This window comes from Domibacillus tundrae, assembly GCF_000970675.1.
In the GTDB taxonomy this organism is placed as follows: Bacteria; Bacillota; Bacilli; order Bacillales; family Domibacillaceae; genus Domibacillus; species Domibacillus tundrae.
This window is the reverse complement of sequence record NZ_LAJA01000001.1, coordinates 517,170-539,190: the sequence shown is the minus strand read 5'-3', so window position 1 is coordinate 539,190 and position 22,021 is coordinate 517,170. Positions and strand designations below refer to the sequence as shown.

Genomic DNA, 22,021 nt, shown 5'->3' with positions numbered 1-22,021 from the left:
TTTATTTTACAGAAAAAAGCTGGTCTTTTGTAATTTTCCAGTGTGATTCATTCCAGTCGGGCTTGCCTTCTTTAAAATAAATGACTTGTGGAGATTCATGACGAATATTTGTTACTTGAGCAATATGATTGGATAGTTCACGTGCTTCCTGGACGGCTAAATATACACCTTTTTTATCGGATGCCGGATCTTCCATAAACGATTGGTACTCATCATATGCTGCTGCGCTAATCGGACATGTCGTACTATGCTTTAATAAAAAGAATGGTTCATTGCTTTCAATGAGCTCTTCAAATTCATTGATGTTTATAATCTTTTGCATACTTAAAACTCCTTTAATATGAAAAGCCGGAACAAGTCCGGCTTTTCATTACTTGTTATTAAATTTTTTGCTTTGATTATTATTGTTGTTATTGTTGTTATTGTTGTTACCGTTGTTATTGTTACCGTTGTTATTGTTACCGTTGTTATTGTTCAAGCCGCCGTTTTTCTTTTTCTCATTGATTCCTTTATCAACCGGGTCCACCCATCCTTCTGATGCCGGTTTTGATGAAGTATCGCTTTTTTGATCGGAGCTGTTTTTTGCTTTTTCTGCTTCGTCAAACGCTTTTTTCGTTTCATCAAGCTTTGTTTTCGCTGTGTCAGCTGTTGTATCCACCTTGTTCTTTACAGCTTCCGCTGCGTTATCTACTAGAGACTTTGCTTCTTCTTTTTTATCTTCTGCTTTTTCTGAGTCAATTGAGCCAGAATCATCAGATGATTTCAATGATTTTACTTTATCCACAATCGCCGTCGATTTTTCTTGGACTGCACTTGTCAGCATGGATGTTTTGTCTTTCGCTGTATCTGTCAATCCGCTGGCACGCTCTTTTAAGGAACCGGCTTGGGAATTTAAGTCGCTGCGAAGCTCCGTGCCTGACTTAGGCGCCATCATAAGCGCCGCTGCTGCACCGACAATCGCACCGAACAATGCGCCGATAATAAAATCTTTCGTATTCATTGTATCTTCATACTGATAACGATCTGCATTTAAATCAAAGCTGTCGTATTGTGTCTGCTGGGGTGTATTGACGCCATTTTTTTTAATATTAAATTGGTCATATGTGTTTTTGTTTCTCATGAATAAACGCTCCTCTTCTAATTTTTCTTTTTTATTGATTATTTTTATAAGCTGGTGCCGGAAGAGCTTTCGTACGTCCGGCCGATGGCTGCGCATCCGTTTTTTGTTTGTCTTCCTTGAATTTATCAACCATTTGTTTTATAACATTCCCCCACTGAACAGCCTGGGAAATTTTGAACTGGTTTTTTTCCATTTGTGAAGCAACAGTCGTTGTCACTTTTTTCAACGAATGATTCAAGTTATGAACAGATGAACCGACATCTTTAACAGCGTAAACGACTGTATTCAGCTGTTCGGTTTTATGCTGCACATCCTCAGCTAACGCATTTGTTTTATGCAGCAGCTCTGCGGTTTCCGCTGTCACATCTTTTAATTGCCCTTCCAGTCGGTCTACTGTACGGGACAGCGTGTCGAGCGTATTGTCGACTGATTTTAATGTTTTGGACAAGTTAAGGACCAAAATCAAAAACGCGATTGCCGCAACCGCCGCGCTTAAGTAAAGAATAATTTCCACTCCGGGACACCTCCAACGTTATTGTTTATGTAATAAAATTACCCAGTGCCTAAAATTATAAACACTAAATTACTTATTTCTTTTTTTACAAGAGAATTTCCTTCTTTTTGCACAAAGTTTCCCTAAATCGTACAATAGAGAAGATCAGGAGGAGGATTTATTATGAAAGATTCACGTATTCAAACGCTTGCGGCTAACTTAATCAACTACTCTTGCCAAATTCAGCCTGGCGAAAAAGTGCTGATAGAAAACTTTGGCCTGCAGCGCGAACTTGTAACTGCGCTAGTCGATGAAGCTTATAAAGCGGGCGGCTGGCCATACGTGCTGTTAAAAGACCATCGGGTAGACCGATCGCTTTTAATGGGGGCTCAAGAAGGCCAATACGATTTAATGGCTGATTTTGAAGCGAATGTCATGAAAGAAATGGACGCTTATATCGGTCTTCGTGCTGGAGATAATATAAATGAGCAGGCGGACGTGCCGGCAGAGAAAGTGCAAATTCACGGCAATACGATCGGCAAGAAAGTGCATCGTGACATTCGGGTCCCAAAAACAAAATGGGTCGTGCTCCGCTATCCAACACCATCGATGGCTCAGCTTGCCAAAATGAGCACCGATGCATTTGAGGATTTTTATTTTGACGTATGCAACCTTGACTACAGCAAAATGGATGCAGCGATGGATCCTCTTGTCGAGGTAATGAATCGGACCGATAAAGTACAACTGAAAGGGCCGGGAACCGACTTAACGTTTTCCATTAAGAATATTCCGGCTATTAAATGCGCGGGCCGCTTAAATATTCCAGATGGAGAAGTGTATACAGCGCCTGTGCGTGATTCTGTCAACGGTGTCATTTCATATAATACCCCATCACCATATAATGGCTTTACCTTTGAGAACGTAAAGCTTCGGTTTGAAAATGGCAAAATTATCGACGCTCATGCAAATGATGCAAAGCGCATTAACGATATTTTTGATACAGATGAAGGCGCCCGTTACATTGGCGAATTTGCAATTGGCGTCAATCCACACATTCTTCATCCGATGCAGGATATTTTATTTGATGAAAAAATCGACGGCAGCTTCCACTTCACACCGGGTGAGTGCTACGAAGAAGCATATAACGGCAACCATTCCAATATTCATTGGGATATGGTCAACATCCAGCGTCCGGAATACGGCGGCGGCGAAATTTGGTTTGATGACGTATTAATTCGTAAAGATGGACGGTTTGTGCTGCCAGAATTAGAAGGATTGAATCCGGAAAACCTAAAATAAGCGGATTTGCTCACGAAAAAACGCCCTTTCCGGCATCCCGGCAAAGGCGTTTTTTTCGTATTAAGCAAGCTGTTCTTCGTAAGCTGCCTGAAACTTTTGAATATCACCGGCGCCCATAAAAATGAGGACGCTGTTTTGATGCTCTTTTAGCACCTCTGTACTATCTTCTTTTATTAACCTGGCACCTGGAATCTTCTCTTGAAGATCTTCAATGGTTAACTTACCGTGATTTTCACGAGCCGAACCAAAAATATCGCATAAATAAACCGCGTCCGCTTTATTCAAGCTGTCCGCGAATTCATCAAGAAACGTTTGCGTACGCGAAAATGTATGCGGCTGGAATACGGCCACGATTTCCCGATTCGGGTATTTTTGGCGTGCCGCATTAACTGTCGCACGAATCTCAGTCGGATGATGCGCATAATCATCAATCAGCACCTGCCCGCCTGCTTGTTTCTCGGAAAAACGTCGCTTTACTCCCGAAAACGTAAGCAGGCGTTCTTTTACAATATCTGTATCGATTTCTTCGTAATGGCAAAGACCAATCACAGATAACGCGTTCAAAATGTTATGATCCCCGTAGCCAGGGATACGGAATGTCGCATAAAATTCATTTCGGACAAATACATCAAATGTCGTTCCGTTTTCATTAAAAGACGTGTTGCGTGCCTGAAAATCGTTTTCGTCACCAAAGCCATAAAAAACAACGGGTACATTTGCTTGAATGCCTTGTAAATATTCATCATCGCCGCATGCAAAAATAGCTTTTTTCACTTGCATCGCCATTTGCTGGAACGCAGACACAACGTCCTGCACGTCAGCAAAATAATCCGGATGATCGAAATCGATGTTTGTCATAACCGCATAATCCGGCGAATAGGATAAGAAGTGGCGGCGGTATTCACACGCTTCAAATGCGAAATATGCCGCGTCTTTCGCCCCACGCCCCGTTCCGTCTCCAATTAAATAAGACGTCGGTGCTGCGCCGCTCACAACGTGTGCCATTAAGCCGGTTGTCGATGTTTTCCCGTGCGAACCTGTAATCGCAACACTGGTAAAGTTTTGAATGAAATCGCCTAAAAATGTATGATAGCGGATGACCGGTACATTCATTTCTTGTGCGCGTTTAATTTCTTCGTGATCTTCTCCAAATGCATTTCCCGCAATAACGGTCATGCCTTCTTGAATATTATCTGCATTAAATGGCAAAATTAAAATGCCTGCTTCTTCAAGCGCTTTTTGTGTAAAAAATGTTTTTTCTACGTCCGATCCCTGCACGGCATATCCTTTGTCATGAAGAATATGGGCAAGGGCACTCATTCCAGAGCCTTTTATTCCAACAAAATGATAGGTTGTCATCATTAAACCTCCAGCATTCTCTAGCCTTTTACATGTAGTATATGTAGTGCCGCTTCATTTGAAACGGCTGGCAGTCAATCATTGCATTTGTCCATTATAGCACTTTTTTCAAAACGTGACTATTCCCCGAAAAAAACCGGTGCAAAGGCACCGGTTTATTAATTCGATTCCTCTAAATACGCAAAAAATTCTTCTTCTGAAACGAGAACTTCCCTTGGCCGTCCAGCCCGCTGTCCGGACACAAGACCTTTCTCTTCCATCATTTCAATGAGACGTGCTGCACGATTATAGCCTACTTTTAAATTCCTCTGCAACATGGAAGTGGAGGCGCCGCCTTGGCGGACAACAAGTTCACACGCTTCTTGAAATAATTCATCTTCTTCATCATGAATAGCTGTTTTTTGCAGCAGTTCTTCCTGTTTAAATAAATAATTCGGTTTTTGTTGTCCGCTGGCGAAACGGACCACTGCATCAATTTCTTCATTTGTAACGAATGTGCCTTGCAGGCGGATCGATTCACTTGCCCCGTTATCTAAAAAAAGCATGTCGCCTTTTCCAAGCAATTTTTCCGCACCTACTTTATCCAAAATAGTGCGTGAATCAATTTGTGAAGAAACGGAAAAAGCGATCCGTGTCGGGATGTTCGCTTTAATTAAGCCCGTGATAACATCAACAGACGGACGCTGCGTAGCGACAATTAAATGAATGCCGCATGCTCGCGCTTTTTGCGCAATCCGGCAAATGGACTCCTCTACTTCGCCCGGTGCCATCATCATTAAATCCGCTAATTCATCAATAACAATGACCAGATACGGCAAATGCGGCTCATTAAATTCAGATTGGCTCACTTTTGTATTATACGATGCCATATCACGCACACCGGCATGAACAAAAAGTTGATAGCGGCGCTCCATTTCCTCCACTGCCCATTTAAGCGCAGCAGTGGCGGCTTTCACGTCGGTGATAACCGGGCTCGCCAAATGCGGAATGCCGTTATAAGGCGTAAGCTCGACCATTTTCGGATCAATGAGCAGCAGTTTTAGTTCATGCGGCGCTGCTTTATACAAAAGACTGACTAAAATCGAATTAATGCAGACGCTTTTTCCAGATCCAGTTGCACCCGCAATTAATCCATGTGGCATTTTTTGCAAATCCAGTACGACTGGTTTTCCTGCGATATCAAGACCCAGCGCTGAAGCAAGCGGAGACTTTGCCATTTGAAAACTGTTGTGCCCAATAATTTCACTGATAAACACCGGTCGGCTCTCTTCATTTGGCAGCTCAATGCCAACAACTTGCGTACCTGGAATCGGGGCTTCAATTCGAATGGTCCGTGCAGCAAGGCTGCGTTTAATATCGTCTGTTAAACTAACAATTTTGCTTACTTTCACACCGATTGCCGGCGTCACTTCGAAGCGCGTAATGGACGGACCCGTCGTCACGCCCGTAACGTGCGCATCAATATTAAAGCTTTTTAACGTTTCATTTAATAGCGCTGATTTTTCCTGTATCCACCTATTATCCGTTGTTTTTTTAGCGGGTGGTGTCAGAAACGACAGCGGCGGACGATCTATTTTGCCTGTTAAAACAGATTGAACGGGCGGAAGCGGTTTTTCTTCTTTCGGTGCCGGTGCTGACTGTTGTTTTAATGCCGGTTTGCCCACTTTCTCACGGTCTTTTTTCAGCATCACAACATTAAACGGCGAATGGCGCCGTTCCCGTGTTTTCTCAGCGTGAGCAGCTGGCGGCGGAAGCTTGCCGCCTTCATTATAGACAGGTGCCGGCTTTTCCACTACTGGAAGTGGCTTTTCCATCGGCATCTCCGCTTGTTCTTTCGGCACCGCCTTTTGGCGTTCAAGAGGGCGCTTTGACTGCTCCTTTGTAAACAGCAAAAGTGGTTCATTTGTTTTTTCCCGCTCTTCACTGCGGACGCTGCGCGCATCTTCTTTAACCGGACGGGCCCGGAATCCGTAAATCGGTGACGGGATTTCCGTTGGTTTAAACGGACGTGGCGCGACACGCGGTGCGGGTGTATAGACTGATTGACGCGGATGCTCACTTCCTGACAGATCGGATGGTGTCTCCTGTTTAGGCTCGGTTCGATTCGAACGATTCCGGCGTGGTACTTCTTCGTGATTGCCCCGCTTAACCGTCGGATACCGATACGCGACACGTGTTGAAATCTGCTGGACGGATGGATTCAGTGGGACGAACCGCTTTTGTGCAAAGGGTGCAGAAGGGGCCGGGCGCTTTTCTTCTACTTTTTCCGGCTGCGCTTCTTCTTGTTTTCTATCATTTGGTTTTATTTCGACTTCTTCAATGATTTCGATTTCTTCTCTAAAATAGGAGAGAATTTTTTTCAGCATACTCATCCATAACCACTCTTTCTCCTTAAAGTCTTTTTCATTGTACCAACTATACACGATTTGTTAACAGAAAAACGACATTTTGGGAAAATAGATGGGGATGAAAAAGACCGTCCGCCAAAGAAGTCAGTCTTTGTGCGGACGGTTTTTCGCTAAAATAAAGACCGGTTCGAGATGCCCGCCTTCGTAAACAAATGAAAGTGCCGTAATCGGAATACGTCCGGCTGCGAAAAAGCTCATCGCCATTTGCGCTAAAATGTCATAGCCCGTTTCATTACGAATGTCGCCAATAATAAGAACGTCGCCATGCGGAACGGATACGGTCATATCGCCTTCTATTTTGTCACTCATATCTTTTAAAAACCGATCGTTTAAAATACGAGTGGCATCGTATCCATCATTTGAATTCAAGAAATAGAACACATTTCCAGCCACGGTGTCTTGTTTCATTTCAAGCGGCAGGGAACGCAGATTAAAGCGCGCAATTTCACGAATTTGATCTGCTGACCACTTTTCTTTCGCCATGAGCTTTTCATCAATTAAGCGATATGTTGAGCCAAGGTCAACCGCATAATAAATACGGGTTTCAGCTGTATGCTCATCATAAAAAAGCGGCACGCCTTCCTCTGCTTCTATTGGAAAAGAGGCTGAGCGGATAACTGGAAAAATCCTTTTTTCTTTTTGTTCTTCTTTGCCGGCGCCATCAAACGCATTGAGCGCTTCGTTAACATAATACACCGTTTCTTCCGCCGCTTTTTGAACGTTCCCTTCAAATTTAGCCAAAATTCCGCCAAGTGTTACAGTGACTCCTTTTTTCGTTTCACTGTTTTCAATGCGCATTTCCTCTTTCTCCCGGTCAAATACAATCGTCCGGTTGGGCTGTTGGAGTGCTTCTTCAAGCGCCCGTTTTAATTTTATCGTGGACATTTGTGTTCTCCTTTCCGTTAATATTGCTTAATCGTATTCGCGGTCGTCTTGTCCATTTTGGAGACAAGTTTTACGAGGAGTTCTTTTGCCGCATCATAATCGTCCGTATGAATAATCGATGAATGCGTGTGAATGTAGCGTGAACAAATTCCTATGACCGCACTTGGGACACCGCTTCCTGTTGTATGGACGCGTCCGGCGTCCGTCCCGCCTGGTGAAACAAAGTACTGGTACGGAATATTGTTTGATTCTGCTGTATCCAGCACAAAGTCACGCATGCCGCCATGTGTCACCATCGATCGGTCAAAAATACGGAGCAGCAGCCCTTTGCCAAGCTGTCCAAATTCATTTTTGTCTCCTGACGCATCGTTGGCAGGGCTTGCATCGAGAGCAAAAAAGATATCCGGATTTATTAAATGAGCCGCCGTCTGTGCACCGCGAAGACCCACTTCTTCTTGAACCGTTGCCCCGGAATAAAGCATGTTCGGCAGGGCTTTCCCTTCCAGCTCTTTTAACAGCTCCACGGCCAGTCCGCAGCCGTATCGGTTATCCCATGCTTTCGCCATGATTTTCTTCGGATTAGCGAGCGGCGTAAACGGTGATACCGGCAAAATAGACTGACCCGGCTTTACTCCGATTGATACCGCATCGGCTTTATCGTCCGCGCCAATATCAATTTGCATGTTTTTAATTTGCATTGGCTTATTACGCTGATCTTCTGTTAATAAATGCGGCGGTGTAGACGAGATAACTCCTTCGATTGGACCGTTTTTCGTATAAATACAGACACGCTGAGCAAGCATTGTCTGGTTCCACCAGCCCCCTAGCGTTTGAAAGCGGATCATGCCGTTTTCGGTAATTGCTGTTACCATAAACGCTACTTCATCCATATGACCGGCAACCATAACGCGCGGACCATTTTCATCTCCATTTTTCACGCCAAACAAGCTGCCCAAGTGGTCTTGAATAATTGAATCCGCATACGGTTCCATTTCTCTTTTCATAAATGCCCGCACCGCATGCTCGTTTCCCGGCGCGCCTGGCAGTTCTGTCAGCGTTTTAAACATATCTTTTGTTTCTTGATTCATTGGTCTGATTCCTCCCGCTCCTGTCTTTTGTTCATTATACCGGAAATGAACACGAAGGTGGAATGAAGCGCATTTTAGTTTTCTTCAATCAGAACTTCTTGTATACTATAAGAGCAATCTACTAGATAACCAGGGGGTTTCAACATGATAAAATGTGATCGAACTGCTTTTTTGATCGGCGCAGCCGCAGGAGCAGCCGCAGCCGTTTTGATTCAAAAACAAACGTCCGAATCAATGAATGTTCCGCCTGAAAAAGTATTAAAAAAAGTGAAAGATACATTTAAAAAAAACGGGCCGGTCGATGGCTCATGGATTCAAATGAAGCCAGAACAAATTGACAGAAACGGCTTTCCCGCACTTGTTTATAAAGGCGGCATTTCACGTCCTGGCGAAACCGGAAACGAACAATTTGAGTTCTCTGCAGATGCTAAAACCGGCACGCTGCTGCACGTTCAGCCTGTATAATTAAAAAAATCCCAAACAGATTGAATCTGTTTGGGATTTTTTAAAAGACAAAAAAGAATATATTTCGGACGTGGTCCAGCTCCAGGCGCCATCGAGGTCCACAGGATGTGGGTCACAAAAGCGTTGCGGCACGATGACGCGTTCTTAGCTTTTGTTCCATTTACCCAGAAAGCCCTTCTGGAGGCAAAAAGCGCCTCTGCTAGTGCTTGCCTTATGCTTGTCGCCGATAAGCAGGCAACCTTGCGCTTTTCTATACGCGAGGCTGGAATTTTGCTTCTGATCGATAAATACGCTGGCCTTTTGCTGAAAATTTCTCTTCATATTCAGTCATCACATTGCCCTCATACCCGCTATTATGCAAATCCAGGCTGACAAATGTTAAAAGCATGCCGTATTCCGAAAAACTTTTCAGTGAAAATTCAAATAAGCCTTGGTTATCTGTTTTGAAATGGACTTCGCCGTCATCCGGCATAATCGATTCATACAAGCTTAAAAACGTTTTATACATTAACCGGCGTTTTGCATGGCGCGTTTTCGGCCATGGATCGGAAAAGTTTAAATAAACGCGGCTGACTTCCCCTTTTTCAAAGTAATTCATCAGCTTCGCTCCGTCCACGTCTAAAAGCTTCATGTTTGGCAAGTCTGCTTCAATAAGCCGGTCCAGCGCCGTGATAATAACACTTTCATACATCTCAATGCCAATATAGTTAATATGCGGGTTTTGTTTTGCCATGCCTGTTACAAACTGGCCTTTTCCCGTGCCCACCTCAATATGGATTCGGTTGTCATTGCCAAAAAATTCATTCCAGCGCCCTTTTGCTTCCTCAGGCTGCGGGATAATATATTGCGGGTACGCATTGATTTTCTCACGCGCCCACGGTTTATTTCTTAAACGCATCTTGCTTGTTCTCTCCATTTCCAAATAAATTGTACTCCGCCCCCATTAATCGATGCAAAGAGGCAAGACTTCGGTTCATATCATGAAAGCGGGTTTTTTCCCGGTTCCACTCGATCGACAAAAGCAGCTGTGCAGCCGCATACCATTTCATTCGATGGAAAAAATCCGGGGTCAACGCCAGACCATATTGTGACAGCCAGCCTGTCCAATTTTCTCGTTTCACGTAGCCAAACAACAGCGTTCCCAGGTCGATCGCCGGATCCGCAATCATCGCTCCATCCCAGTCAATTAAAAATAGCTCATCCTGATCAGAAAGCAGCCAGTTATGATGATTCACGTCCGTATGACAAACGACAAATTGATAATCCGGTACATTTGGCAGCTGTTCTTCCAAAAAGTGTACTGCATCAGCTACAACTGGATGTGCTGAAATCAGATTGGTGCGGGAGCGGATATCGGATAATGTCGCTGCCGGCAAAACTGGCTGTTTTCCAAGCCGCTTCAGCATATTTAAAAGCGGTTTGGATGAATGAATTTTCCCCATCAGCCGGGCCACACGCTCGGACTCCATTTCTTCTGGTACAAGTTCGCGTCCATTCATCCAATGCTGTGCAGAAATAACATCTCCATTTTCAAGCCGCTTCGTCCAGACGAGCTTCGGGACAATCCCTTCGGCTGAGAGCATGGCAAGGAAAGGAGAAGAATTCCGTTTTAAAAACAGTTCTTTTCCAGCGTGCCGCGCAAAAAATGCTTTTCCTGTTACGCCTCCAGCAGGCGTTATTTCCCAGTCACCGCCAAGAAAATGTTCCACAAAAACTCACCTTTTTCATAAAAAAAGACAGCAGCCGCTTCGAAAAACAATCGCTGTCTTTTTTATTACTCGTATCGTTCTTAATATCGTATGAAGTATTGTACCATGAATTTATGCTTTCGACCAGTTCCTTTCTAAAACATTCTATCGGACGAAAACAGCGCAGCTAAATGATTCTACAACCGCGTCAGCCCGTGCCACATCAATAGGATCTATTCCTGACTGCGTGCCAGAGACAATTTGATTCCATTGTTCTCCATCTGGCAGTATAAAGCTTGAAACAGCCCTGCCGGCATTGAAACTGACAACTATATCATTCCACTTTCCATAAGAACCAACATCTTTCAGCCAAACGGTTAATGTGTCGGAATTGGAAGGCCATTTGATCATATGATAGCAAATGGCTTCTTCTGTTCTCATTCGAAAAGCACCGGTTGACTTTCGCAGCTCAATCAGCCCTTTTATATATTGAACATGATCAATATACTCACTGCGTCGGCGCCAGTCCATCTGATTGATCATATCCGAACTCGTGTAGCTATTCTCCACCCCATATTTTGTGCGGCAAAATTCCTGTCCTGCATGCAGAAATGGAATGCCCTGTGAAAGAAGTACAAAGGATGTCGCGAGCAAATGCTTTTTCCTGTTCACTTCTGTGTCTCCTGGGAAACACGCCTCAAGCTTATCCCACAACGTGTAGTTGTCATGGCACTCTACATAATTAACAGACTGTGCCGGTGAATGAAACAACCGGTCAATACCAGCGCAGCCGACATTTGCTGTCAGTGCCGCAAAAGCGTTATCTAAAAATTGGCTGTTTCCAAACGCAAAGCCCGGTTCAAATAATTGAAACGTGTTTCCTTTTACTGAATCTCGAAACCGGTCATTAAAAAAAGCGATGTCTCTTAGGTCCTGTTCATTTTGAATGGACGCTTTTTTTTCCGATGGCAAAGCGGTATTTAAATCCCATCCTTCTCCTAAAATAACCGCATCCGGCTTATTGCGGCGGATGCGGGCGGCCGCCTGCTGAATCGTTCCTACGTCGATCAGCCCCATCAAGTCAAAGCGAAAGCCATCTAGATGATAAGCATCCATCCAGTAATGAAGCGAATCAAGAATGAATTTACGCCCCATTTTTCTCTCCGAAGCAAAATCATTTCCACAGCCTGACCCATTTGACGGCATTCCATCCAGCCCCTGGCGGAAAAAGTAGCCTGGGACAAGCCGTTCGAACGAAGATGTTTCACGGACGAATACATGATTATACACGACGTCCATAATGACACGAAGCCCTTTTTTATGAAACGCCTCAATCATTTGTTTCAGTTCAACTGCCCTCGCATACAAATCAACGGGATCTGTGCTGAAGCTGCCTTCCGGAACGTTAAAGAACAGCGGGTTGTATCCCCAATTATAGTTGGCGGAAAAATCAACGTCCGACACGCCGAAATAATCGAAAAACGGCAGCAGCTCTACATGTGTTACACCGAGAGATGCAACATAGTCAAGCCCCGTCGGCTGACCGTCCGGACTTTGTGTTCCTTCTTCGGTCAAACCAAGATACAATCCTCTCCGCTTAATCCCGCTTTCCGGCTGGCTTGATAAATCCCGAATAGAGGCTTCATAAATAATCGCATCAAGCGGCGATGAAAATGGCGGAAGCTCGTATTTTGGCACCATCATTTTTTCATCATCAACAACCCGGCCCCATTCGCTGTGCACTGACACCATTTTCGCATAGGGATCTACAGCTTCATGCCAAATGTTATTGATTCGTACTTGATAATGATAAAAATACCCTTCCGCATTTTCAGCCAGCTCTGCTTCAAACGTGCCAGACGGGCCTCTTCTCATTGGCACATAGCGATGCGGGCTGTCGGCTGTTTCTTTAAACTTCACAAATGCTTCGGTTGCTGTTGGCGCCCATACCCGAAAAGATGTCAGTTTCGGCGAATAGATACTTCCAAGCTCCCCTTCATAATAAAATAGATGGTCAAATTCTTCTGTTCGGATGACCCCGCCAATTTGCAGGTCCGTACGCATGAGCCGTTCATCTAAAATGACATGCTCCCGGCCAAATTCCGGCATTTCTTTTACTTGGCACGTATACTTGATCATCGTGTCAAATTTTTCTATATTTAAAATATCCATTTTGGTCACACTGCCGCCGCTTTCAATATAAAAAGCAGACGACTTTCCCGAATAGTAATGATTCGGCAATAAAACAGCCACTTCTGTTAATGTGTCCAAATACGCGTTAAACGGACGGGTTGAAATCATTTAAAGTTCCTCCTCCCATTCGGGGCGGCGCAAACTGACTGTATCTGCGTGGGCAAGCAGCGCTTTGGCTGCCTTTAACTGAATCGTTTTCAGCGGCGATGATAACTGCCTCATCTCGTCAAACCAGTGATAAAATTCACGCTTATCAATATAATGTATGTCTGCCGGCGCAGCTGGATCATCAATGTAGCCGTTTCGAGAAAACACAGCTTTTCGGATCGGCATATCTACTTGGTCATGCTGGAGAAGCTTTTTAACGATTTTTTCCGTTCTTGCCAGTGACACAGCCGGGCTTAAAATTTTTGATTCTGCCGCGCCAAACCTCTTCACCCAAAACCGCTCTGGTGATCCTGCAAAAACAGCTTCGTCCTGCTCTTCTAAAAAAGTAACACACCAAATATGCAGCGGGGTAATGATAACCACATCAAGCTCAACGACCGCTTTTTGAAAACGAAAAACCGGTTCATACAGCATAAGAAATGTATCTGGCAGCCGTTTCAATAAAAACTGCAGCCGCTCATCGACGTAATATTTATGGTCAAGCGGCGACTGATGTAAAAGCGTGGAACTCGCCCATTTAATTTGAAAATTATACATCTTATCAATAAACGCTTTTTTCGCATCCTCTTCCGTTTTCAAATAGATTGATTCTGTTTCATTGATAGAAAATAAGTTCTCTTCCTCCTGCAGCGGTTCGGGATCGGCTTCCGCCTGTTTTTCTTTCCGTGAAAAAAGGCCTCGAAATAACGAATATTTTTCTTTCGGTTCCTCCAGCAGCCAATCATCCCCCTCACCCGGTTCCGGAATCAGTAATCCGGCATCTTGCCGCTGTTCCCAAAGAGCGTGAAACTTCTCCCACTCTTGCTTTTTAAGCCGCACATACTGTGCAGGATAATGAAAAACATCATTTTCGTATCGCGATATATAATTCTGCAGCTTAATTAATTGCCCCATGGCTTGTACCCTCTCCCGACTTACCTAATGTGCATGACCATTTTTTTATATATTTTGGCAATGCAGACGTATTTGTTTCGTATAAAGCCACTTCAGTTACAAAAAATGGCGGCCAGTCCGGCAGTTGTGATGGGAAATATGGCTGCTGGCCGATCCATTTCCGTGCCGCTGTAATGTGAGGACGAAATGGTTTTTCATCAATATCAATACCTGACTTCCTGCACGCTGCCGCTACTTCTTTTTGCACGTGAAAAAGAGGTGCCGGCTCATCCGTTCCAATCCAGAAAATGCGGGGCGATGCCTTCTTGCCAAATGTACCTAATGAAGAAAGTTTCATCGGAAAAGCTGGAGTACGGGTCACTTCTTCACTGATAAGGCCGCAAGCTTCTTGAAGGACGGATAATTTCTCGGCCCCAACAAAAGCTAATGTCAGATGATAGTCTTCTGGATGAACAGTTCGTTTAAACGGATCATTTCGTTTTTTCATTTCATCCGCAATCATTTTTTTCACATGATCGGGGAGAACGATAGCAAAAAAATAATGTGGCTGCATATCATACACTCCTCTTTTCGGTCAGCCGTTGCTTTTAGTTTACCAAAAACAAAGAATAAAAGCCGGGCATTTTCATTCATTGTATTTCCATTGGAATTGTTTAGATAATGTGTTTTAATAAACAAAGAACAGAAAGGGTGACATTGAATGAAAGTAGTCAACAATATAGCGGATTTAATTGGCGATACACCGCTTGTTAAGTTGCAGCGTTTGTCACCTGAACATGGAGCAGACGTATATGTGAAATTAGAATTTTATAACCCGAGTAGAAGTGTAAAGGACCGTGCCGCCTATAACATGATGGTCGAGGCAGAAAAATCGGGCAAGCTGAAACCAGGTGCCACGATTATTGAACCGACAAGCGGTAACACGGGCATCGGCATCGCGATGAATGCAGCAGCGCACGGTTACAAAGCGATCTTAGTTATGCCCGACACGATGTCGAAAGAACGCATCAATATTTTAAAAGCCTACGGCGCAGAGGTTGTGCTGACGCCAGGGAATGATAAAATGCCCGGCTCGATTAAAAAAGCAATTGAGCTGGCAGAATCGACGCCAAACAGCTTCATTCCCATGCAATTTGACAATCCGGCCAACCCCGACGCCCACCGCGGTACGACTTCCGCGGAAATCGCTGAAGCGGCTGCTCAAATCGGCAAAAACCTCGCCGCATTTATTGCAAGTGCCGGTACAGGCGGTACGATTACCGGCACAGGTGAAGAATTAAAAAAACAATTTCCCGATTTGGCGGTCCATGTTGTGGAACCCGCAGGCTCTCCTGTCTTATCAGGCGGAAAGCCAGGCAAGCATAAATTAGTCGGTACAAGCCCCGGCTTTATTCCCGATATTTTAAATACAAATGTGTATGATTCCATTTTTAAGATAGAGGATGATGATGCTTACACGATTACCCGCCGTCTTGCCGCGGAAGAAGGCATCCTCATTGGTCCATCAGGCGGAGCAACATGTTACGCAGCGATTGAAGTCGCTAAAACACTAACTAAAAATGATATTGTCATTTGTATTGCACCGGATACGGGCGAACGGTACTTATCAACCGATGTTTTTCAATATGAATAATTCCTCCCCTGCCGGCTTAGAGGTATCGTTTTCATGGTTTAAATAATTAACAAAATCCCGCCGTTTAACTGGCGGGATTTTTTCTATTCTTTTTTTCCGGCGAGCTCGACAATAGTCCGCGCGTATATGGCGGCTGCCCGGAACAAATCATCCAGTATTGCGTATTCATCTTTTTGATGTGCGACATCCTCTCGCCCCGGGAACAACGCGCCAAAAGCAACACCCGTTTTTAACGCACGGGCATACGTGCCGCCACCAATAGCAAGCAATTCTGCTTCTTCTCCCGTTTCTTCTTTATACACACGTTTTAACGTTTCGATGAAAGGATCATCCGGCTTCATATAATGCGGTTTGCTATTGTTTAAAATAAGCAGTGAAGCGTTTTCCAGCCTTTTGTTAAGCTCATTCATTTCTTGATCAAATAAAAATGAAACCGGATACCGGACGTTCAGGCCAATTTGTGCCGCCTGCTCTTTTTCATAACGGAAAAGAGCAGCGTTTACAGTTACATCGCCCATTTCAGGATCTGTCACAGCGATGCCAAGACGCTGTCCGCGTGTATCTCCCTCAAATTGATCGATAATAAATTGCAAATATGCTGCTGAAGCCGGGTCAATGGCTTCTTTCACTAAAAATGCGGCCAGCATCAAGGCTGCATTTCGCCCATGATCCGGTTCCATCGCATGAGCAGAAATGCCTTTCATTTCGAGAAAAACCATGCCACTGTCAATATAATAAGAACCGTCTAATTCATTATCTTTTATATATTCTGTATATTTTTGTAAAAATAGAGTATGCTGCTGTTCAATCCAAACAGAGGCAACGGCGTGATCCGGCACCATGTTATACCGTCTGCCGGCTTGAAAAGCTTCAACCGATACAGCGGATTGTGTCGATGATGGAATATTGATATTTAACTGAAGATCCGCGATTCCTTTTTCAGCAAAAATAATCGGAAAGTCTGCATCTGGCGCAAATCCGGATTGAGGCATTTCTTCCGTTTCAAAGTAGCGATCCACACATTCCCAGTCACTTTCTTCATCAGTTCCAATAATCATCCGGACACGTTTTTCAAGAGGGATGCCCAATTCTTTTATGACCTTCATCGCATAGTAGGCAGCCATTGTCGGTCCTTTATCATCCATTGCTCCCCGGCCAAAAAGCTTGCCATTCTCTATTTCTCCGCCGAATGGTTCGTAAGACCAGCCGTCTCCTGCCGGCACAACATCGACATGGCATAGGATGCCGATTAAGTCAACTCCTTCTCCCATTTCAAGATGACCGGCGACATTTCCAACATTTTTTAGAGTAAATCCATCTTTTTCTCCTAATTGAAGCATAAAGTCGAGCGCTTGCCGGACTTCTTTGCCAAATGGCGCTTCATCTGTACGTTCATTGCTTTTGACGCTTGGAATTTGAATGAGCTTTTGAAGGTCTTTTATTAATCCACCTTCGAGTTTCTTTATTTCGTCCCGCCAATCAATGGTATGCATAAACATTCCTCCCTTTTTCATTTTACATGGGAACAGTCATTTTAACTAATTCCTTTACAAAAGATTATTTTTCAGAACATATAGAAAAATTACGTACATTTTTCCCGTTTAAAGGCATAATATTATTAAAAAAGGGTAAACATCATGTAAACTCAACGGTTTTTTCTAGCAAATTCTATACAAATACAGTACACTGTAATTATCAGACAGTTTAACACCTGTATAAAAATAGGCTGTAAAGGAGATGTCTGAATCAGCTTAATCATATTATCATTTTCTGCCGTCTGTTGTTGTTATGCCTCAGGGAAAAAAGATGAGGGAGTGGTTCTTTGAAGCCTACTACAAATCGAATGCTGACTCGCATAAAATCCATCTATATGTTCATTAAAGAAAATGGGACTGTGACAACGCAGGATATTGTAGATGAATTTGGCATCACCCCGCGAACAATTCAACGCGACTTGAATGTACTGGCTTACAATGAGCTTGTTTTTAGTCCAACACGCGGAAAATGGACAACCACGGAAAAAAAAGTTCGGATGACATCCTAATATTTTTATACCAAAAACGGCTGCCCGCTATGGACAGCCGTTTTTTCAGTTCTCTTTTAATAAATTCAGTTCTTCTTCTGTCAGCTCTCGATATTCGCCTAATTCCAGTTCTTCATCAAGACCGAGCGCGCCCATGGAGAGCCGTTTTAAGTACACTACTTCTTTGCCGACCGCCTGAAACATGCGCTTCACTTGATGAAATTTCCCTTCGGTGATCGTCAGTTCAATTTCTGATTCGTCGCCGCTTAATAAAATAACGAGGTCACCCGGCTTCGTTTTATACCCGTCATCAAGCGTTACGCCTTCTTTAAACGCGGCAATGTCAGCTTCGGTTACCTGCCCATGAATACGGGCAAAATATGTTTTCGGCACATGATGTTTTGGTGACAGCAATTGATACGACAAGTGCCCGTCATTTGTTAATAACAGCATACCTTCCGTATCTTTATCGAGCCGGCCGACCGGGTGCGGATCGAAGTGCTTATGCGCATCATCGAGCAAATCAATGACCGTTTCATCTCTCTTGTCTTCTGTTGCGGAAATGACGCCATTTGGCTTATTCATCATCAAATAAATAAATTCCCGGTATTCAACCGGCTCATCGAAAAGCATCACATTATCCGCATTCGGGTCGGCATGGACCTTTGCGTCTTTTGTCATTTTCCCATTCACAGTTACAGCCCCGGTTTTCAACAATTTTTTTACTTCTTTCCGGGATCCAATCCCGGAATTGGCGAGCCATTTATCTAAACGCATCTTTTACTCCTTTATGCTTTTTTCAAGCGTAGTTTTCGTTTAATACTATCAAGTCTTGATCCAAATACTTCATCAAGAAGACCCGACTTCTCGCTGATCGCGAAATAAACAATCGCTCCGACAGTTGCGCAAATGAAAATAATCAATAACGCAGTGCCTTTTGTTTCTGTTGAAAGGACCATTGACAAAATGCCATAAAGCGTGATCACCACAATCGCCATCACGGCATTAAATGCTGTGATCAGCCCAATCTTTTTGGCGAGTGGACGAAGAGAATACGATGCGTACATGCGAATAACGACAATATTGATGACAATAGAAGTCAAATAGCCTAGAGCGGTCGCATACACAGCGCCTTCCGTTTCAAAAAGTTTAATCAGCGGAATGTTCAGCGAAAGCTTAACTAAAATTCCAGTCAGCAGGCTCAATACGGTAAAGCGCTGTTCATTGATGCCCTGCAGAATAGCAGCTGTTACGGAAAACAGTGCAAATAAAATGGCAACTGGCGCATATACCCGGAGCACATCGGTGCCAAACTCACTGTATTTATAAAAAACAGTGTAAAGCGGCTCTGCCAAAAGCGCCATGCCGACAGCTGCTGGAACAGTCAAAAACAGCAGTACTTCAAATGTTTTATTGAGCTGCTGCTTCACCAGCGCCATGTCTTTTTTCACAAATGAGCTTGTCACCATCGGCACGAGTGTCATCGCAAAAGCTGTTGCGAGAGAAACCGGTATGATCACCAATTTTTGGGTGCTGAAATTTAACACTCCGAATGCTGACACAGCCTGGTCCGCAAGCCCAATTTGAGACATGGCTCTTGAAAAAGTAACTTGGTCAATAAGCTGGTATAACGGAATCGCGATTCCGACAAAAATAAATGGAACGGCATAGACGACAATTTCCGAATACATGCCAAACAGTGACACATCCGCCTGTCCTTTATCCTGCTCTAACAGCTTGTCCAAATGCTTTTTCCGCTTAAAAAAGTACCAGTATAAGACGAGCAGGCCAACTAACGCACCGATAAACGCCGCAAATGTCGCAACGCTGATCGCAGTGACAACCGACCCGTTCATCACATGAATAACGATATATGCGCCGCCAAGAAGGAAAATAATCCTAGCAATTTGTTCAACAACCTGTGAAACAGCAGAAGGTCCCATTGACTGGTGCCCTTGAAAAAATCCACGTGTTACACTCATGAATGGCACAATAATAAGTGCGAAGCTGACCGCACGAATGACCGTTGCCACTTCATCAATAGTGTATGTTGTTTCTTTGCCACCTAAAGATAGTTTCGCAAAAAATGGCGCAAAAGAATACATAACAGCAAAAGCGGCGAAACCTGTTAACAGCATAATGACAAGACCGGATTTAAACAGTTTCCTGCCGACAGCGTATTCTTCAATCGCATTATATTTCGCAATGTACTTGGATACTGCAAGCGGAATACCGGCTGTGGCAATGCTGATAAAAATCGTATATGGAACGTAGCCGTAGCTATACAGCGCGGCCGCATCCTCCCCACCGATAATGCTGTAAAATGGTATCACATAAAACAAGCCAAGAAACTTTGAAATAAACGTGCCCAGTGTGAGGATAAACGTCCCTCTTATTAAGTTGGATGACATAAATAAATCCCTCTTTTTCTCCATTAAACATCACTTGCTAGTGTACATCTTTCCAGCGTGCCTGACAATTTATTTTGCCATCTGCTATAATGAAAAAAGTTTAAAGAACGAGGTGACCCTATGTATGACGTAATTGTGGTAGGCGGCGGACCAGCCGGCTTAATGGCAGCCATTGCTTCAGGCCGTTCGGGCGCGCGCACACTGTTAATTGATAAAGGCAAAAAGCCCGGCAACAAGCTGCAAATTTCCGGCGGCGGCCGCTGCAACGTGACGAACCGGCTGCCCGTAGAAGAAATTATTCGGCACATTCCAGGGAACGGCCGTTTTTTGTACAGCGCTTTTTCTGTTTTCAGCAATGAAGACATTATCCGTTTTTTTGAAAACCTCGGCGTGAAGCTGAAAGAAGAAGACCACGGACGGATGTTTCCAGTTTCTAATCGGGCACAGGACGTCGTCGAAGCGCTGCTCGGTGAATTAAAGCGGCTTCGAGTCGACATGCGGCTTGAGTCTCCTGTCGCAAAATTATTAATGGATGACAAATATATGCGGGGTATTCAATTAACATCTGGTGAAGAAATTCATTCTAACGCTGTTGTCCTCGCGACCGGCGGCAAAGCAGTGCCGCAAACCGGATCAACCGGCGACGGTTATCCGTGGGCAAAACAAGCGGGGCACACCATTACAGAATTATTTCCAACAGAAGTACCGGTCACGTCAAAAGAGCCGTTTATTGTGAACCGCTCTATGCAAGGGCTGGCGCTCCGTGATGTCGGGCTGTCTGTACTGAATAAAAAAGGTAAACCGCTCGTCACGCACCGGATGGATATGCTGTTTACTCATTTTGGCTTGTCCGGTCCCGCCGCACTGCGCTGCAGCCAATACGTCGTAAAAGAGCTGAAAAAAAATGGCTCTCCTGTTTACATGTCTATTGACGTGTTTCCGAATGGGAATGAACATGAAGCAGGCGTTTCGATTCGGCAAATCATCAAGGAAGAACCAAAAAAAGCGGTAAAAAACAGCTTAAAGAAATTGTTGCCAGAACGGTATTTGCACTTTTTGCTTGAACGGGCTGATATCAATTTGGAAACTTCTGGAAATCAATTGTCCGATGCGAATATTCGTGAACTCGCGTCTCTCATTAAATCGTTTAAAATTGCCGTTAGTGGCACATTGCCAATTGAAAAAGCGTTTGTCACAGGCGGCGGCGTATCAGTAAAAGAAATTGAACCGAAAACGATGGCGTCTAAAAAGAAAGATGGTCTCTTTTTCTGTGGCGAAATACTGGATATTCATGGCTATACTGGCGGCTACAATATTACTGCCGCGCTCATCACCGGTCATATTGCCGGAACGAATGCGGCAGCCGTGAGATAAGGGAGAGACTGTCGACAAAGTGGGCTGCTTTTTGAAAGCATGCGTTTATTGCTGGAAACGAGCAAACGTCTTTATAGAAACTATGCTTTTTTAAAAGGGCCGATAGGTGAAGCCAAACGGACTCCGCTTTCCGCGGGCCACCAGCGAGCCGCTTCGTCGCTAACGCGCCTGCAGGGTCTCGCACAGCTGGCTGTTCCCGCAGGAGTCTCCGTCCATTTGGCTTCACCCCGTTTTAAAATAGCAGCGAGAGTTCGAGCTGTTGCTTTTATTCACGAAAAGCGGGTGAGAAGCGTGACGGTCTCGTTTCAAAGCGGAGCATGCCACACGCCTCGCTTCTTTTATCTTCACTTATTTTAAAAGCAGAGGCGGTGGGGGCTCCTGCGGGACTAGCGAGCTCATCTTCTGCTCCGTGGAAAGCAAAGCCGCGCACCCGCCGCCTTTACGGCTCCCATTTAAAAGCAGCAAACGAAACCTCCCACACATTCCGAGCGTCATGGTGAGGAAGAAAAAAAGAAGGTTC

General features: G+C 44.4%; 20 protein-coding genes. 5 read left to right on the top strand and 15 right to left on the bottom strand.

The window, feature by feature from the left end; translation table 11 throughout:
* Position 1 precedes the first annotated feature (1 nt).
* Genes ytxJ through VQ00_RS02755 form a run of 3 tightly spaced genes read right to left on the bottom strand, consistent with a single transcriptional unit; the run spans position 2 to position 1,634 of the window.
* Entirely contained in the window at positions 2-322 is a 321-nt protein-coding gene (gene ytxJ, locus VQ00_RS02765; protein WP_046178550.1) for a bacillithiol system redox-active protein YtxJ, read from the bottom strand.
* Between the two features lie 48 nt (positions 323-370).
* Positions 371-1,120, bottom strand: a complete 750-nt coding sequence (locus tag VQ00_RS18945) for a YtxH domain-containing protein (RefSeq protein WP_052728293.1) — start codon at positions 1,118-1,120, stop codon at positions 371-373.
* A gap of 31 nt (positions 1,121-1,151) precedes the next feature.
* On the bottom strand, positions 1,152-1,634 hold the full coding sequence (locus tag VQ00_RS02755; RefSeq protein ID WP_046178549.1) for a DUF948 domain-containing protein: 483 nt from the start codon (positions 1,632-1,634) through the stop codon (positions 1,152-1,154).
* Positions 1,635-1,796: 162 nt separating this feature from the next.
* On the opposite strand from VQ00_RS02755, the gene VQ00_RS02750 reads away from it, so the two are divergent.
* Positions 1,797-2,912, top strand: a complete 1,116-nt coding sequence (locus tag VQ00_RS02750) for an aminopeptidase (RefSeq protein ID WP_046178548.1) — start codon at positions 1,797-1,799, stop codon at positions 2,910-2,912.
* A gap of 60 nt (positions 2,913-2,972) precedes the next feature.
* Here VQ00_RS02750 and murC read toward each other — a convergent pair whose 3' ends face one another.
* From murC to VQ00_RS02730, 4 genes are all read right to left on the bottom strand, one after another.
* Positions 2,973-4,271: a UDP-N-acetylmuramate--L-alanine ligase gene (gene murC, locus VQ00_RS02745; RefSeq protein ID WP_046178547.1), complete on the bottom strand. Its 1,299-nt coding sequence runs from the start codon at positions 4,269-4,271 to the stop codon at positions 2,973-2,975.
* Between the two features lie 158 nt (positions 4,272-4,429).
* A complete protein-coding gene (locus VQ00_RS02740) occupies positions 4,430-6,643 on the bottom strand; it encodes a DNA translocase FtsK (protein ID WP_046178546.1) in 2,214 nt (737 codons plus the stop codon).
* Positions 6,644-6,763: 120 nt separating this feature from the next.
* A complete protein-coding gene (locus VQ00_RS02735) occupies positions 6,764-7,564 on the bottom strand; it encodes a DUF1444 domain-containing protein (protein ID WP_046178545.1) in 801 nt (266 codons plus the stop codon).
* 17 nt (positions 7,565-7,581) lie between these two features.
* Positions 7,582-8,652, bottom strand: a complete 1,071-nt coding sequence (locus tag VQ00_RS02730) for a M42 family metallopeptidase (protein WP_046178544.1) — start codon at positions 8,650-8,652, stop codon at positions 7,582-7,584.
* 144 nt (positions 8,653-8,796) lie between these two features.
* Between VQ00_RS02730 and VQ00_RS02725 the strand changes: the two genes are divergently transcribed.
* On the top strand, positions 8,797-9,117 hold the full coding sequence (locus VQ00_RS02725; protein ID WP_046178543.1) for a PepSY domain-containing protein: 321 nt from the start codon (positions 8,797-8,799) through the stop codon (positions 9,115-9,117).
* A 250-nt stretch (positions 9,118-9,367) separates the two neighbouring features.
* Here the strand turns inward: VQ00_RS02725 and trmB are convergent, their stop codons facing one another.
* The 5 genes from trmB to thpR form a co-directional block, all read right to left on the bottom strand.
* Positions 9,368-10,015 carry a tRNA (guanosine(46)-N7)-methyltransferase TrmB gene (trmB, locus tag VQ00_RS02720; RefSeq protein WP_046178542.1) on the bottom strand — a complete coding sequence of 216 codons (648 nt, stop codon included), beginning with the start codon at positions 10,013-10,015 and terminating at the stop codon, positions 9,368-9,370.
* Positions 9,999-10,826 carry a phosphotransferase family protein gene (locus tag VQ00_RS02715; protein ID WP_046178541.1) on the bottom strand — a complete coding sequence of 276 codons (828 nt, stop codon included), beginning with the start codon at positions 10,824-10,826 and terminating at the stop codon, positions 9,999-10,001. The genes trmB and VQ00_RS02715 overlap by 17 nt, the downstream gene beginning before the upstream one ends.
* Before the next feature lie 144 nt (positions 10,827-10,970).
* Positions 10,971-13,106 carry a type I pullulanase gene (gene pulA / locus VQ00_RS02710; RefSeq protein ID WP_046178540.1) on the bottom strand — a complete coding sequence of 712 codons (2,136 nt, stop codon included), beginning with the start codon at positions 13,104-13,106 and terminating at the stop codon, positions 10,971-10,973.
* Positions 13,107-14,060: a nuclease-related domain-containing protein gene (locus VQ00_RS02705; RefSeq protein WP_046178539.1), complete on the bottom strand. Its 954-nt coding sequence runs from the start codon at positions 14,058-14,060 to the stop codon at positions 13,107-13,109. It abuts the gene before it with no gap.
* A complete protein-coding gene (thpR, locus tag VQ00_RS02700; RefSeq protein ID WP_046178538.1) occupies positions 14,044-14,613 on the bottom strand; it encodes an RNA 2',3'-cyclic phosphodiesterase in 570 nt (189 codons plus the stop codon). The genes VQ00_RS02705 and thpR overlap by 17 nt, the downstream gene beginning before the upstream one ends.
* 147 nt (positions 14,614-14,760) lie before the next feature.
* On the opposite strand from thpR, the gene cysK reads away from it, so the two are divergent.
* Complete coding sequence (gene cysK, locus VQ00_RS02695; protein ID WP_046178537.1) at positions 14,761-15,693, top strand: cysteine synthase A; 933 nt, start codon at positions 14,761-14,763, stop codon at positions 15,691-15,693.
* Positions 15,694-15,776: 83 nt separating this feature from the next.
* On the opposite strand, the gene pepV is transcribed toward cysK, so the two are convergent.
* Positions 15,777-17,186, bottom strand: coding sequence for a dipeptidase PepV (pepV, locus tag VQ00_RS02690; RefSeq protein WP_046178536.1), 1,410 nt, complete (start codon positions 17,184-17,186; stop codon positions 15,777-15,779).
* A gap of 329 nt (positions 17,187-17,515) precedes the next feature.
* On the opposite strand from pepV, the gene VQ00_RS02685 reads away from it, so the two are divergent.
* Positions 17,516-17,737 carry a DeoR family transcriptional regulator gene (locus VQ00_RS02685; RefSeq protein WP_045851690.1) on the top strand — a complete coding sequence of 74 codons (222 nt, stop codon included), beginning with the start codon at positions 17,516-17,518 and terminating at the stop codon, positions 17,735-17,737.
* A gap of 45 nt (positions 17,738-17,782) precedes the next feature.
* Here the strand turns inward: VQ00_RS02685 and VQ00_RS02680 are convergent, their stop codons facing one another.
* Together VQ00_RS02680 and VQ00_RS02675 are read right to left on the bottom strand one after the other, a co-directional pair.
* Positions 17,783-18,493, bottom strand: a complete 711-nt coding sequence (locus VQ00_RS02680; protein WP_046178535.1) for a pseudouridine synthase — start codon at positions 18,491-18,493, stop codon at positions 17,783-17,785.
* 11 nt (positions 18,494-18,504) lie between these two features.
* The gene (locus VQ00_RS02675) at positions 18,505-20,127 is read right to left on the bottom strand and encodes a putative polysaccharide biosynthesis protein (RefSeq protein ID WP_046178534.1); all 1,623 of its coding nucleotides are present in this window, start codon (positions 20,125-20,127) and stop codon (positions 18,505-18,507) included.
* A 120-nt stretch (positions 20,128-20,247) separates the two neighbouring features.
* Here VQ00_RS02675 and VQ00_RS02670 point away from each other — a divergent pair, with 120 nt between their 5' ends.
* The gene (locus VQ00_RS02670) at positions 20,248-21,501 is read left to right on the top strand and encodes a BaiN/RdsA family NAD(P)/FAD-dependent oxidoreductase (RefSeq protein ID WP_046178533.1); all 1,254 of its coding nucleotides are present in this window, start codon (positions 20,248-20,250) and stop codon (positions 21,499-21,501) included.
* Positions 21,502-22,021 lie beyond the last annotated feature (520 nt).

Excerpts from the sequence above, each read along its gene's own strand:
- ytxJ (WP_046178550.1), bottom strand. The coding sequence starts at position 322 with ATGCAAAAGATTATAAACATCAATGAATTTGAAGAGCTCATTGAAAGC.
- VQ00_RS02680 (WP_046178535.1), bottom strand. The coding sequence starts at position 18,493 with ATGCGTTTAGATAAATGGCTCGCCAATTCCGGGATTGGATCCCGGAAA.
- VQ00_RS02725 (WP_046178543.1), top strand. The coding sequence starts at position 8,797 with ATGATAAAATGTGATCGAACTGCTTTTTTGATCGGCGCAGCCGCAGGA.
- VQ00_RS18945 (WP_052728293.1), bottom strand. The coding sequence starts at position 1,120 with ATGAGAAACAAAAACACATATGACCAATTTAATATTAAAAAAAATGGC.
- VQ00_RS02670 (WP_046178533.1), top strand. The coding sequence starts at position 20,248 with ATGTATGACGTAATTGTGGTAGGCGGCGGACCAGCCGGCTTAATGGCA.
- VQ00_RS02705 (WP_046178539.1), bottom strand. The coding sequence starts at position 14,060 with ATGGGGCAATTAATTAAGCTGCAGAATTATATATCGCGATACGAAAAT.
- VQ00_RS02675 (WP_046178534.1), bottom strand. The coding sequence starts at position 20,127 with ATGTCATCCAACTTAATAAGAGGGACGTTTATCCTCACACTGGGCACG.
- pulA (WP_046178540.1), bottom strand. The coding sequence starts at position 13,106 with ATGATTTCAACCCGTCCGTTTAACGCGTATTTGGACACATTAACAGAA.
- pepV (WP_046178536.1), bottom strand. The coding sequence starts at position 17,186 with ATGCATACCATTGATTGGCGGGACGAAATAAAGAAACTCGAAGGTGGA.
- VQ00_RS02735 (WP_046178545.1), bottom strand. The coding sequence starts at position 7,564 with ATGTCCACGATAAAATTAAAACGGGCGCTTGAAGAAGCACTCCAACAG.
- VQ00_RS02750 (WP_046178548.1), top strand. The coding sequence starts at position 1,797 with ATGAAAGATTCACGTATTCAAACGCTTGCGGCTAACTTAATCAACTAC.
- VQ00_RS02740 (WP_046178546.1), bottom strand. The coding sequence starts at position 6,643 with ATGAGTATGCTGAAAAAAATTCTCTCCTATTTTAGAGAAGAAATCGAA.
- cysK (WP_046178537.1), top strand. The coding sequence starts at position 14,761 with ATGAAAGTAGTCAACAATATAGCGGATTTAATTGGCGATACACCGCTT.
- thpR (WP_046178538.1), bottom strand. The coding sequence starts at position 14,613 with ATGCAGCCACATTATTTTTTTGCTATCGTTCTCCCCGATCATGTGAAA.
- VQ00_RS02730 (WP_046178544.1), bottom strand. The coding sequence starts at position 8,652 with ATGAATCAAGAAACAAAAGATATGTTTAAAACGCTGACAGAACTGCCA.
- murC (WP_046178547.1), bottom strand. The coding sequence starts at position 4,271 with ATGACAACCTATCATTTTGTTGGAATAAAAGGCTCTGGAATGAGTGCC.
- trmB (WP_046178542.1), bottom strand. The coding sequence starts at position 10,015 with ATGCGTTTAAGAAATAAACCGTGGGCGCGTGAGAAAATCAATGCGTAC.